This is a genomic window from Flagellimonas allohymeniacidonis (assembly GCF_004296335.1).
Taxonomy (GTDB): Bacteria; Bacteroidota; Bacteroidia; order Flavobacteriales; family Flavobacteriaceae; genus Flagellimonas; species Flagellimonas allohymeniacidonis.
The window spans coordinates 1,641,166-1,654,749 of record NZ_SGIU01000001.1; the positions used below are offsets into that span (position 1 = coordinate 1,641,166).

Sequence of the window (13,584 nt, forward strand, 5' to 3'; positions counted from 1 at the left end):
TTCAAATTCCAAATGACAAATCACAAATTCCAAAAAAAGAGAATGTTGGGTGGTTGGTGCTTGGAGTTTGGTGCTTGGTGAGGTTTTAAGTTCCAAATGACAAATCAAAAGTTTCAAAAAAGGGTGTTGCGTGCTTGGTATTTGGTGCTTGGTGCTTGGTGTTGGGTGTTGGGTGTCAGATGATGGATGCGGGGTGTTGGGTGTTGGGTGTTGGGTGAAGGGTAAAGGGTGAAGGGTTTAATTTATTTGGCCATGCACCTTTTACCCTTAACCTTATACCTTCTACCCTTTACTCCCTAACTCAATTACAGTCGCCGTTATAACTATCAATATTCGACCAGATGTGGCTGCACTCTTCCGCTGAGAAATTTTGCCGGTGCTGTTTGGGGTTGCTGATCATAAAACGTTTCCTGTCCCTAATCCCCTTATGTTCGTTGCCTCCATCTTCATTTCTGGGCAAATCAATCAACAAATGCCCCAATTCGTGAATCAGTACATTGTTATTGACATCCAGTCCAGCCGTCATGATGATGCCGGTACCGCTATTCTGCGCGCCCGTGGTCTCCGGAAAATCGTTGGGGGAAATGGTCACTGCCCATCCCTTATACCATCTACCTCTTTTATGAAACACTTCGGGCACCATATAAACCGGGTTACAATTGGCCTTTCGGCATTTTTTAAGCAAGTTTTTCAATTCAGGGGAAAGTTTCCATGCGTCCTTGGTAGCATCGTTTCTATTGAAGGTCGAATTTCCTCCTTCCTTCCAAATACCGCCTTCGAGCTTTCCGGGCTTGGCCCCTCCGTTCACAATGGGCCGATATTCCCGCCAAGTCAGGTTGTTGTAACAGGCCTTGATCTTCACCTTGGGGCAGCAATTGGCGATGTTGTTATCAAAGTGCTGTTGCGCCTTCGCGACCTCTGCCTCAGCCAAGGTCTTGAGCTGGGCAAAGGTTTTGCCTCCCGGTTTTGTGACCAAACAGAAATTAAGACAAAGCTGTTTTTCGCGCCTTTCCTTTTGGGGCCGGCAATAACGCAAACCGGGGTGCAATGCATGGTTTCTATTGGGGGACCGTTGAATCACGATATCACCGCTCATCACTTCTAAACAGGCCTCCAATTCATTCAAACAGGTGTACAGGAGTTCAGTAACCACTAACCTTGGCGTCTTTTCTGAAAGCGGGACTTCCATTTTTTCGATGGTCAACCGCAGGTTGCCCTCTGCATCTGTGCTGGTCGATACGGGAGGTATCATATCGTCATGGTCGGTGGCCGATACAAACTCCGCGGCCTCACCAGGAGATGATACGGCCACTGAAAGTGCCTTGGCCATTCCGCCACCTGAAGATGGGAACACCTCCACTTGCACCCGAAAGCTGTCCCCCACAAAAGCATAATCATTCTCCTCCACAGGGCGCAAGTACACACCGGGCAAGTCTACCCGAGTAGATGTTGAAAGTTTTTCAAAGGTTGCGGTTACCTGGGCTATGGAATCTTGCTCAAAGTTGAGATGCGCCGCCGCCGAAGTTCCCTCACTTGGGGAAATAGGCTTTACATTTCCTGTTGAGGTTGACCAATCGACCCCTTGCATGGGGACTATATTTCCAAAATTGTCGAGGGCCCTGAGTTCAACCGTGGTTTGGTCATAAGGGGGTTGATGTCTGGGGTTTTCCACAGGCAAGAATTCCAAAGAGCTCACCGTACCAGGTAAAAATGCTATCTCTTCTTCAATGGTGAACTCCGAGCTTTCGTCGCCGATAGTAAGCCACTGCTTCGCTGCATATTCTGACTGCAAGTTGAAGGTGAATATGCCATCTCCTTCCGATGTGCCTTCAAAGGTCTGTGGAGGAATCTCAGGAAAGTCTTCACTCACAAAGGATGCCAGTAAATTGGCGTTCTCCACGGGTGCATCAAGCCAGTCCGTGGCCCTCACCTGCATTTGCAAAGGTTCATCCACAGAAACGGGGTCGAAGGGTAGAACGGTCAGTTTTGATGTAATGCCTTCGGTATAAATGGTTATAAAGGCGTCCACGCTGTCGAAAAAATCAGGAAGTGTTGCGCGCACCACATAAACTCCAGCACTGCTCCCCAGTCGAATACCGACATTGGCCCGGCCTTGATCATCAGTAGCTGTGGAGCTCCCTTCTCCACCAGTGAACAACTCCATATTGGCCCCGTCGGGTTGTGCTATTACCTCGAAGGAAACCGTAACGGGCATCACCTCACCCTTGGCATTGGTTGGGGGTTCCTTGTCTTCATTTCGTACCAACAGGGTGATTCCGTGCTGTATTAGCTCTCCGCTGCGGCCGTACGCGTCAAAATTGGTTTCTGCAGCTAAGGACTGTACGATAAAGGGGCCGTTCAAATCGCTGGTGGTCTGTTCGTCCTGTTGCTTTTCCTTGCATCCCAAAAATGCCAGAATCATAAGTACACCCATACCTATTGACTTGAAATTTCTAAATTCAATAGATGCTGCATTTTTAATCTTTTGCTTGATTATCATAACCCAAAAAATTTAATCGTTGCTAATCGGTAATCCAGATTTCGGATTCCAAGGGAACTAACCATCACGATATCCCCAGTCAACCTAGGGATACGGAAACTTCAGATATTTTTGAGGGAATTTTTGTTTGAAAGGGACCTTATAATATACTACAATTATCAAGAATCTCCTATTCTTTTTGATGAAAAGTCGTTCAAATAGTATACCTGTACTATTTGAAATGCCATCTGATTTTCAATCTGGGGAGAAGGCCACTCTGTTCAATACTTCTTGAGTCATCAGCTCGATATTTCTCCTTACTTTCGAAATGACATAAACCGAAACCCATTTTAGGATTATTTAAAAATAACAAGCTGCTCTCCGTTTCCACTGGCCTATTGGTGCTGTTTTCGGCCGTGGTGTTCTTTTTTACCGAGTGGAGCTACCAGAGCATAGAGTCCGTTTCGCTATGGGTGCGCAGCTACTTTGGGTACTTTTACCTCTACTTGGGGCTGGGCTGTGTGCTGCTCCTTTTAGGAATCGCCATCTCCCCCTGGGGCAAGCGCAAACTCGGCCAAGCCGATGAAAAACCCGAGCACTCCACCTGGGCCTGGGCCAGTATGCTCTACAGCACGGGTATGGGCGCCGGTATTCTGCTCCGCGCGGTGCAAGAACCGGTGTTTATGCAGCAAAATCCGCCTATTCCCACAAACACTACCCCCGAAATCCTTGCGCTGGAGTTTACCTTTTACCAATGGGGCTTTACGGCCTGGGCCTTTTACGGGCTGTTCGCCCTGGTCATTGGCTATGCTCTATTCGTAAAAAACCAACGGGTGTTGGTGAGCCGTAGCATCCCCGCCCGCCTCAATGGGCGCAAGCGCGCTGCCATCATCGATGTGCTGGCCATTCTCACCACCGTTTTTGGGTTGATTGCCGCCGTGGGCCTCGGAACTGCCCAGATCACCGGAGGGCTCGACCACCTCTTCGGCGATATCTTCGGCCTGGGCACTACCCTGCTCTTGGCGATTTTAATATCGTCCATCGCCTTTGTCTCCGTTTGGCTGGGGGTCGACCGGGGAATCAAGCAGATATCCAAGTTCAATATTTTGGTCACCCTGCTGCTCTTGGCCTTTGTACTGGTGAACAGCAATGTGGGGGAGATCCTCCTTTCCTTCGGAAAGGCCTCCCTGCAATACCTTATCGATTTTGTGCCCCTGAGCGTGGCCTGGGGCCACTACAACCCTGGCATTGACTTCCTCACCGACTGGACGTTCTACTACTGGGCCTTTTGGTTGGCCTGGGCGCCCTTCACCGGAATTTTTATTGCGCGAATCTCCCGTGGGCGCACCCTGCGGCAAATGCTATTGGGGGTACTGCTGTTGCCCTCGCTGGGCACGTTTTTCTGGTTTTCGGTCTTTGGCACGTCGGCCTTTGAGATCATCGAAGGCTGGGGCGCGTACAACAATGAGTTCGGGAATGTGTTCTCGTCCATCTTTGTTTTTTTTGAGAGCTATCCGCTGCCGTCGCTGCTCAATGGGGTCACCATTTTACTTCTCATAAGCTTTTTGGTCACTTCGGTGGATTCGGCGGTGTTTGTCCTCAGCATGTTCACGGACCGTGGCAATCCTATCCCCGACCGGAAGCATCGGTTGTTGTGGTCAGTCATTATTCTTTTGGCAACTTTGGCGCTTATCCTTCTCGGTAATGCCAAACCCGAAATTGATGTGCTGGTGGCCGTGCAAAAGTTGCTCATCATCACCTCCCTGCCCTTCGCCTTTTTTATGGTGGCCATGGCGGGGATTTTTATGTATTTCTATAAGAAAACATAAACTCCCCGGTTAACCACCCCTCTTTGAAAAGAGGGGAGCCATAAGTACTCACCAGAATCTTCTCAACACCGAGAGTATCTGGCAGGAGGCTCTTGAGCAAGTTATGTCCTGAAATCATGGCAACCTCCCTGGCTCCTCCTGTTCAGTGGACCAATGTCCCACCGCTAGACATTACTCCAAAACAAGTCCCCAACAGGCTCCTCCCTTTGTAAAGGGAGGTGTCCCACCGTAGTGGGACGGAGGGATTCCCCACACTCATTTGGACCACCTGCCCAAAATTTACTACTTTACCCCTCCCAATGAAACCCATTCACAGCCAAAAATACCTACTACCGCTACGGCGGAAACTCCGCAAGAACCTAACGCCTGCCGAAGCTTTTCTGTGGACCCACCTCAAGGGCAAAAAGCTGCAGGGACGTAAATTCCAACGGCAGCATAGCATCGGAAACTACATTGTTGATTTTTATTGCGCCTCGGAACAACTCATCATTGAACTGGACGGGGAAGTGCATTTTAATGCAGCTGCCCAAGAAAAAGATAACATCCGAACCGAATATTTGGAAAGCTTGGGCTATACCGTCATCCGTTTTGAAAACAAGCTGGTCTTTGACCAGTTGCCTACAGTACTATCAGAAATAGAAAGTCATTTTAAAGTTTAATAGTCCTAAAACTGGAAGTAGATAAACTGTTCTCCACTGCCTTGTGAAATCACGATGAAAAAGACCAAAATGGCCCAAAACACCCCCATGAGCACAGGTGACACTTTTTTGGACACGTCTTTCATCGTTCTGTTGCGCATATACCAATGACAGAGGAACAAACCAGCAATTACTGTGCTCACCTTAACAATCTCGAAGGTATGTAGCACTTGGGCACCATCGGTATTTCCTAAAAACATGGAGGCCATCATATTCTTAGCCGTAACAAATTCCCTCGCCCTAAAAAATACCCAGGTGATGTTCACGCAGGTATAGGTGAGCAGCGCGAGCATAAATCCTTGCCAGCCCGTGGTCTTTGCCTTCACCCTGCCACGAAATTGTCGTTCGATAACCAAGTAGATGCCATGTAAAGCTCCCCAGACCACAAAGGTCCAAGCCGCGCCATGCCAGAGTCCGCCCAAAAGCATGGTCACCATAAGGGCCACATAGGTTCGGGTCAATCCCTTGCGGTTTCCCCCCAAGGGGATATAGAGATAATCCCGCAGCCAGGTCGACAGTGTTATGTGCCACCTCCGCCAGAGATCGGAAAATCCGATAGAGGCATAGGGATATCGAAAGTTATCGGGTAGGGCGATGCCCAACATCAGGGCAATGCCAATGGCACAGGTGGAATAGCCGGCAAAATCGAAAAATATTTGTCCGGAAAAAGCCAAGGTGCCCATCCAGGCATCGAGGCCATGCAGAACGTCCTTGCTTCCAAACACTGTATCGGAGGCACCGGATAACAACGTATCGGCCATCACCACTTTTTGGAACAAGCCTATCGTCAGCAAAAAGGCACCCCATAAAAATTGATTCACCGTAGCCTTTTTAGGTTCGTAAAACTGGGTGATAAGTTCCTTCGCCCGCACAATGGGTCCGGCCACCAACTGAGGAAAAAAGGTGACGTAGAGGGCAAAGTCCAACATGGTTTTTGCTCGTTCCGTTTTGCGTTGGTACATATCGATGGTGTACGACATGGTCTGAAACGTATAAAAGGAAATGCCCATGGGCAAAATGATATCCATGGGGCGAGCCTGAAAATCCAAGCCGATAGACTGCATCAGCAGAACAAAGTTTTCAAGCAAGAAATCCCCATATTTGAAAAAAGCGAGGAATCCCAAATTAACCACCATGCTCAAGATGAGCCAAAGTTTGCGTTTCTTTTCGTTCTGTAATATGGCCAATTTTTTGCCCGCGGTCCAATCGACCATGGTCGAAATCCATAACAGAATCACCAGAGGTGGGTTCCACAGGGCGTAGAACACATAACTTGACAGCAACAACATCGCCTTTTTTCCCTTCCAGGAAAGTACAGGCGTATAGTACAATAGGAGTACAACAAAGAGAAAAACAAAAAATCCCAGGGAGTTGAACAACATGATCAGTCGGTTTTAAGGTTAGTGATTACCTTGTCTTTCAGCATAATCTTGACCAGGGCTTTGGTGAATTTTTTGGCATCGGGCTCCGAAAGGTGCGACCATTCGGGGCAATCAAAATTTCGTAACTCCTCATAATCCTGATAATGATATCCCGGAAATTTGGTAACCGTCAATAAACTGTCATAAAAAGTTTCCCTTGGGGTAATTTTCTTTTCCCCTTCATGAAAAATACCTGTGGAGGGACATCTTACAAAAACCGCATTTCCCCCTCTTTCCCTTAGCTTTTCTGCATCTTTTGCGAAAAAGGCCGTGGTGCCATTTTTATCGGGTGGGGGATTCTTTCCGCTGAAAACAAACTCCCAAGCCCCCTTGATTTGATTGGCAGCTGTCGTATCACTTGTCATTTGTGGCGCCATTCGAACGTTTCGGGAATCGTCTATATAACCAAATTCAAAAAACGGAGGATATCGCGGCTTTTTTGTTCGGTTGTTGATTTCTACATTGTTCAATAGTGTTTTTAGGTCTACATTATCGTCCAGCACCTCATCGTGGGTGGCAACCATTACCAAATTCTTTTGAAGTGGCATCGATAACCAGTGATTGAATCGCTGGGCGTAGGTCCACTTTTTATGATGATCTACCCTGGATTGGGGCCACTCGATGGGCGGGGCCTTTGGAAAGGTGGTCGAGAAAAAAAGGGGTGGGGTCACCCCTACGATGACCGTTCCGCTGAAATCAGTGTTCTCTACAATATCATGAAAAACCGGAAGTGGTGAACTTCCTGCGCAGGCCAACTGTATGGGACGTACGCCCGATAATTCTTCAAACTCATCCAATTGAATATCGAACATTACCCTTGAGGATCCTACGATTACAATGTCATCGGGACCCAGTTGGTCAACTTTTTCGCGTTCTGCGGCCCAAAGATGTTTATCGTCGTCAATGGTGGGAATCCTACCTTGGGACCTCCAGTAGATTTCCCAGACCGTAAGTGATGCCACACTTAAAAAAAGTGCGATTCCGGCCGAAAGTGTTAGTTTCATTTCCTTGTGTTTTAGCATTTGTAATCCATTGAAGGCACCAAAGGGGGGGCTTGGAACATCTAGATGTTCCTTAGGGTACTTCCAATTCATTTCAGTTTGGAAAGGCCATAGCAAAAACCATGACTTTCCTAAAAGGAAACCAAAGGGGAATTAACTAAATAAGGGGGGTACATATCGAAAAAACGGTTTTCGACTATTTTAGATTGGTTTTGGTTGGTTTCATTGTTTGCCAACGTAACTAGTAAGTCAGATAAGAAATGTCAGGAGACTGTTCCTGAAAAGGGCATACCGTGAAGTATTCATGAAAGATAAGCATTTTTGGCGTCCCACCAAATTAGCTCGACATCGGTAAGAATACCTCTGCCATCATGCATCGAGCAGAGCCTCCACCACAGGTTTCAATGGTATCCAATGGGCTATGAAGAATGGGGCAATGCTTTTCAATCGCAGCAATTTGGTCAGGTCGCAGGCTTTTGTAGGCCGCCGTGCTCATCACCATATAGCGTTGGTCGTTGGCTCCAATCACCTGAAGCATGTTCCCCGCAAACTGGTACATCTGTTCTTCCGTGATGGAAATGATTTCCTTGCCATCCTTTTTAATCTGTTCCACCACATTTTTGCGTTCCTTTTTGTCGTCGATGGTATCGAGGCAAATGACCACAAAGGTTTCGGCCATAGCCATCATCACATTGGTGTGGTAAATGGGCAATCGTTCCCCATCCACAGTTTGATTGGCCGTAAAAATCACCGGGAAGCAATCAAAATCCTCACAAAACTCAATAAAAAGCTCCTCGTGGGCACGTTCGGAGAGGGCGCAATAGGCCTTTTGGTTCACACGGTCCTTCAAGATGCTACCGGTGCCTTCCAGAAATACACCTTCCTCCTCAGCGGAGGTATAGTCCATCACATCATTGATTTGGAAACCATTCTCCTCAAGGATTTCGAAAATATCCTCTCGACGTTCTTTTCTGCGGTTTTCGGCAAACATGGGATACACACAGACCGTTCCATTGGAGTGGAAAGACACCCAATTGTTCGGAAAAATGGAATCGGGGGTATCCGTTTCCACCTTGTCATCCACAACAATCATGTTGACGCCATGGGCACGAAGCTTTTCCACAAAGGCATCAAACTCCTGTTGGGCCCTTTTGTTGATTTCGGCATTGGTGATATCGGGCCTTTCTTGAAAGTAGTTATTTACGGCAGTCTGTTCATTCATCCGGAAATTGACCGGCCTGATCATGAGTATGGTGTTGGTAATCTGCATTCTTAATTCGTATCAGCTTGCTTTTCTGGTTGACCCTTTAGGGTCTGGTCATCTTGAGCGGGGTCGAAAGGCGGATAAGACATCTCGACTGGGCTCGATGTGACATTCTATTACTTTTCTCTAATCAAGGGCATGGTGCTGCATCGCAACAACCCCTCTTGTTTGGCGATTTCGGCATAGGGAATTTCCTCTACCGTAAAACCTTGTTCCCTGAGCCAATTATTCAGTCTTGTAAAGCTTTTCTCAGAAACCACAACCTCGGGCGATATGGAGAACACATTGCTGAACATATTGTACATCTCGTCCTTATCAATTTCGAAAATATTCTCTTTTCCGAAATAATCCACCAACCACTGGTATTCCTCCTCCACCAAAAAACCATTTTTGTGCAAGATGGCCTTATCCTTACCCACAGGTTGAAAACAGCAGTCCAAATGCAAAGCGTTGTCTTTGGCATTGGTATTGGACTTTCGTAACTCAAAGGCTTTTACGGTTTTATTCGGAAATAGCTCCTGAATAAACTCGACGGCCTCCTTATTGGTTCGCGCCGTAATGAAGTCAGGATAGTCCTTACCGGTATAGGTTCCTATGAAAATATAATCATTCCATGGCATTACATCTCCTCCTTCGATATGGACTTCTTCCGGCGGTCTAATGATCTTCTTGGGGTCAATTTGGTCCAAAACTTCATGGATGGCTTCAAACTCCCTTTCCCGATCCGGTAAAATATTGGAATGGAACAGCTTGTCCTCAATTACAAAAGCAATGTCCCGAGAGAAAATCTGGTTACAGTCCTTCAACACCTCTGGGCGGAATACTTTTACTCCGTATTTATGAAAAACTTCAGCAAAGGCATCCATTTCTTTGACCATATCTTCTTCCTTGGGATACGTTCCTGCCAAAATATGCTCCAAGGATTTTGGATCATAGGCCTCCTCGGGTTTCGGTACCGGTCCACAGCTTTCAGCAGTTCCCAAAATCACCGCTTTCAAGGGTGCTGTTTCATCCACAATATGCAATTGCATCATAGCTCAAATTTATGTAGGGCGTGGAAACACTTTTCCATCAACACTAAGGAAAAGGCTCAAAAAATTTAGGGCAAAACTAGTGTTTTGCTGGTGATTTTCCTTTACCTCTTTCAAAAAAAATATCAGTGTCCCTCAACAAAAACCTTAATGTGAAAAGGGATACGATTTAACATTCAACTAATTGCTAATCAAATAGTTAAATATAGTTCAAAATAGCACGTTTATCGAAAAAATTGTAGGTGGTTTCTGAAGGAATCGCTACATTTAAGAAAATGAAAAAGATTAGATGATGAAGAAACTAGGTTTTGTACTTGTAGCAATCACCGCTGTGTGTCTGCTTATGTTGGGCATGGGCTTGAAAGGAAAAATCAATCCTTTTGGCATATCAACTTCAAGTAAAACAAAGTCTGATTCCGATTACGATGCCAAGTATCGGGAATGCATCACCTCCGAGGACCTTTTTCAACTCTCGGAAAACAAAAAACAATACATTAAGGAAACCCCAAAGAAGCTCGTTAAGGAAATTGATCAGCACGTGGCGGATTATGAGACTTCTATGGAGTCGACCGTCAACAGCCTTAACACCATTGACGCCCATAATTTTCTGCACGATGAATACAACCGTTGTAGGAGCTTACTTTTGAAGAACCGGCAATCGAAACTGAAAAAGTATTATTACTTGAAAATTATGGCTTCCTGCTACGAGTGGGACAAAAAGCTGAATCTGAGTTCTGAAGTCCATCAAGTTTCCCTATAAAAAAGGCGGTCCTCTGGGCCGCCTTATCTTATTTGTACATCACTCTTTGCCTATCGTTTCCCCAGGTCCACAAAAGGTCTGTGCGTTTCTCCGATATAAATTTGTCTTGGGCGGCCTATTGGCTCTCCCCGTAATCGCATTTCTCTCCATTGGGCAATCCAGCCGGGAAGTCTTCCCAAAGCAAACATTACCGTGAACATCTCCGTTGGGATTCCCAAGGCACGGTAAATAATTCCCGAGTAGAAATCCACATTGGGATAGAGCTTGCGTTTTACAAAATAATCATCTTGCAGAGCTTCCTTTTCAAGTCCCTTGGCAATCTCTAAAATAGGATCTTCTATTCCCAGATTCCCCAATACTTCATCTGCTGCTGTTTTAATAATCCGTGCCCTTGGATCAAAGTTTTTGTAAACACGGTGACCGAAGCCCATTAAACGGAAAGGGTCGTTCTTATCCTTGGCCTTGGCCATATATTTTTTAGTATCGCCACCGTCGGCCTGAATCGCTTCCAACATCTCCAAAACGGCTTGGTTCGCTCCTCCGTGAAGGGGGCCCCAAAGCGCAGAGATTCCCGCTGAAAGTGAAGCAAATAGACCCGCATGGGAAGAACCAACGATTCGTACTGTGGAAGTGGAACAGTTTTGTTCGTGGTCCGCATGCAAAATCAAAAGCTTATCGATAGCATCAATGGCGATCTGGTCTTTTTCATATTCTTTGCTGGGCTTTTTGAACATCATTTTGTGGAAGTTCTCCACATAGCCCAAGGTGTCGTCACCATAATTTAAGGGAAGGCCCTTTTTCTTGCGTTGGGTCCATGCCACCAATACCGGAAACTTGGCCAAAATCCGTACAATGGAATTGTACATGGCTGTTTCTGAAGAGACATCAACCGAAACCGGATTAAAGGCAACCAAGGCACTGGTCAAGGACGACAAAACGCCCATAGGATGCGCCGCTTTTGGGAAAGCATCCAAAATCTTCTTCATTTCCTCATCTACCTGGGCTTCTTCCTTGATGTCGTGATGAAAGGTTTCGAGTTGTTCCTTGTTGGGAAGCTCCCCAAAGATGAGGAGGTAACATACTTCAAGGAAATCAGCTTTTTCAGCCAAATCCTCAATCGAATACCCTCGATATCTTAAAATTCCTTTTTCACCATCCAAAAAGGTGATGGCACTTTCACATGACCCCGTGTTTTTATAACCAGGATCAATGGTCACTATACCACTGGCTGCTCTTAGGGTTTTAATATCTACGGCCAACTCATTTTCACTACCTTTTATCACCGGGAATTCGTAACGGTTTCCGGAATATTCAAGTATCGCTTTATCCGACATGCTATATTTTAAGAGATTATTAAAATGGAACCCGAAATTTACGAAAAAGCAAAGGCATTAACAATTTCCCCGTCCCATTTATATTGTTCTTAACAGGAAAAAAGAAGATCAAAAATCTCACCTCATTTACGCCAGTTCGTACAGAGAAAGGTAATACTCATCCACTGATTTTTTCCAAGTGAAACGCATGCGTTTCGCATTGGCCTGAATCTTTTTCCAAGCGGGTGGGTCATTGGCATACATATCAAGGGCCAAATCGAGGGTGTCCAGCATATTCTTGATTTTCTTGTCGTAGGTATCCCCATCGAAACCGAAACCGGTTTTTAAGTGTTCCACGGTATCTTTTAGTCCGCCGGTATGATGTACCAAACACGGATTACCGTTGCGCATGGCCAACATTTGGCTAATACCACAAGGTTCGAAAAGGCTGGGCATAAAATATAAGTCAGACTCCAAGTAGATGGAATCTATCAGCTTTTCCGATTGCCCATTGGTGAACACAAAGTTTTTGTGCTCATAGCTCAACTCCCTGAACAATTCTTCATACTCAGGAGCACCTGTGCCCAATAGCATGAAAATTCCATCCACCTTTTCCAATCGCTTCAAAATCTCTACAAAAGCTTCAGGGGAACGCTTGAAGAAATAGAATTTTTGTTCCGTTAAACGTGCTACGCTCGACGCAATGAATTTGGGGCGATTATCCACAAAATCCATGATTTTCTCGCCGGTATGGGCCAGAAAGTCAGCTTTGTACTTTTTGGATTCTTCTTGTAACCATTGAAACAGGGCCTTGATGGTATTACGATAAATGAGTCCTTTCTTTTCCTTGTTGATGTTTTTGTAGTTGCATCCATTGAGAATGCCAAAAAGACGGCCTTCTTCATCCGCTTTTTGAAGGTCCTTTTCTAAACCCTCGCCGCCTATAAATTCAGGAGGGGAACTGGGCAAGAGAACATCTTTCTTATAACTGGGCGACACCGTATGGACAGCATCCGCAAATCGAATACCGACCGCCATAAGATTAATGCAATCTTGATAGCGATAGTCCATTAGTGCTTTTTCATCCAAGGGTACATTCGGAAACCAATTTTCCAACGAAGAATAATTATCCGCAAAGGGACGAATCCCCTGAATTGCCAAATTATGGATGCTGTACACAAACCGAATGGGCTTCAGCGTTTCGTACTCTTTGTGGTATTCACGAAGAAAAAGGACCAAACTGGTGTGCCAGTCATGCAAATGCACCACATCCAACTTTCCGAAAGCTTCCCTCTTAATAGCTTCTGCAACAGCGGTACAAAAAATGAAGTATTTAATGGCGTCCGTATAAAAGGGCTCTTTGGGATCATTGTGATAGATATGGGCAATATCCCCTGCTTCTATTTCGGGGTGATGGATGACGTAATGGGTGATATTTGGAAACTCTTTTTTGGGCCGTACCTCATAAAGTTCAGCCGTATATCCCATAATCCGAAGGTCGAAGTTTAAGCTTGTCTTAAAAATCCCATCTTGGTGCAGTCGGCCATAAGATGGGACAATGACATGCACCTTATCGCCCCTTTCAGATATTTGCCTTGGTACGTCACGTACCACATCGCCCATACCGCCTGCCTTGCAGTTGGGTATCGCATCATTTTCGGCTGAAACGAATAAAAAGTTGTTCATTGGGGGGATTGTTAGAAGGTTCGGTTTTGTTAAGGTACCAAAGTTTGTTTCGTAAACAAAAAAAAGCCTTTCCCAAATGGAAAAGGCCCTTGCAATGCTAAA

Annotated in this window: 10 protein-coding genes; 3 read left to right on the forward strand and 7 right to left on the reverse strand. The window is 45.9% G+C overall.

Annotated elements, in window-relative coordinates; translation table 11 throughout:
* Window positions 1-301 precede the first annotated feature (301 nt).
* Window positions 302-2,500 (reverse strand): Ig-like domain-containing protein, encoded by a 2,199-nt coding sequence (locus tag EW142_RS07525; RefSeq protein ID WP_130611903.1) that lies wholly within the window; start codon window positions 2,498-2,500, stop codon window positions 302-304.
* A gap of 353 nt (window positions 2,501-2,853) precedes the next feature.
* Between EW142_RS07525 and EW142_RS07530 the strand changes: the two genes are divergently transcribed.
* Both EW142_RS07530 and EW142_RS07535 read left to right on the forward strand, forming a co-directional pair.
* Window positions 2,854-4,308, forward strand: coding sequence for a BCCT family transporter (locus EW142_RS07530; RefSeq protein ID WP_262708059.1), 1,455 nt, complete (start codon window positions 2,854-2,856; stop codon window positions 4,306-4,308).
* 299 nt (window positions 4,309-4,607) lie between these two features.
* Window positions 4,608-4,967: an endonuclease domain-containing protein gene (locus EW142_RS07535; protein ID WP_130611908.1), complete on the forward strand. Its 360-nt coding sequence runs from the start codon at window positions 4,608-4,610 to the stop codon at window positions 4,965-4,967.
* Window positions 4,968-4,972: 5 nt separating this feature from the next.
* Here the strand turns inward: EW142_RS07535 and EW142_RS07540 are convergent, their stop codons facing one another.
* The 4 genes from EW142_RS07540 to EW142_RS07555 form a co-directional block, all read right to left on the reverse strand.
* The gene (locus EW142_RS07540) at window positions 4,973-6,388 is read right to left on the reverse strand and encodes an MBOAT family O-acyltransferase (RefSeq protein WP_130611911.1); all 1,416 of its coding nucleotides are present in this window, start codon (window positions 6,386-6,388) and stop codon (window positions 4,973-4,975) included.
* 2 nt (window positions 6,389-6,390) lie between these two features.
* Window positions 6,391-7,431, reverse strand: coding sequence for a hypothetical protein (locus tag EW142_RS07545; protein WP_130611914.1), 1,041 nt, complete (start codon window positions 7,429-7,431; stop codon window positions 6,391-6,393).
* 334 nt (window positions 7,432-7,765) lie between these two features.
* Window positions 7,766-8,698 (reverse strand): citrulline utilization hydrolase CtlX, encoded by a 933-nt coding sequence (ctlX, locus tag EW142_RS07550; protein WP_130611917.1) that lies wholly within the window; start codon window positions 8,696-8,698, stop codon window positions 7,766-7,768.
* A gap of 110 nt (window positions 8,699-8,808) precedes the next feature.
* Window positions 8,809-9,726, reverse strand: a complete 918-nt coding sequence (locus tag EW142_RS07555) for a dimethylarginine dimethylaminohydrolase family protein (RefSeq protein WP_130611920.1) — start codon at window positions 9,724-9,726, stop codon at window positions 8,809-8,811.
* A 286-nt stretch (window positions 9,727-10,012) separates the two neighbouring features.
* Here EW142_RS07555 and EW142_RS07560 point away from each other — a divergent pair, with 286 nt between their 5' ends.
* Window positions 10,013-10,483 carry a hypothetical protein gene (locus tag EW142_RS07560; RefSeq protein ID WP_130611923.1) on the forward strand — a complete coding sequence of 157 codons (471 nt, stop codon included), beginning with the start codon at window positions 10,013-10,015 and terminating at the stop codon, window positions 10,481-10,483.
* A gap of 50 nt (window positions 10,484-10,533) precedes the next feature.
* Here EW142_RS07560 and EW142_RS07565 read toward each other — a convergent pair whose 3' ends face one another.
* A complete protein-coding gene (locus EW142_RS07565; protein WP_130611926.1) occupies window positions 10,534-11,817 on the reverse strand; it encodes a citrate synthase in 1,284 nt (427 codons plus the stop codon).
* Between the two features lie 126 nt (window positions 11,818-11,943).
* Entirely contained in the window at window positions 11,944-13,482 is a 1,539-nt protein-coding gene (locus EW142_RS07570) for a glycogen synthase (RefSeq protein ID WP_130611929.1), read from the reverse strand.
* Window positions 13,483-13,584: the final 102 nt, after the last annotated feature.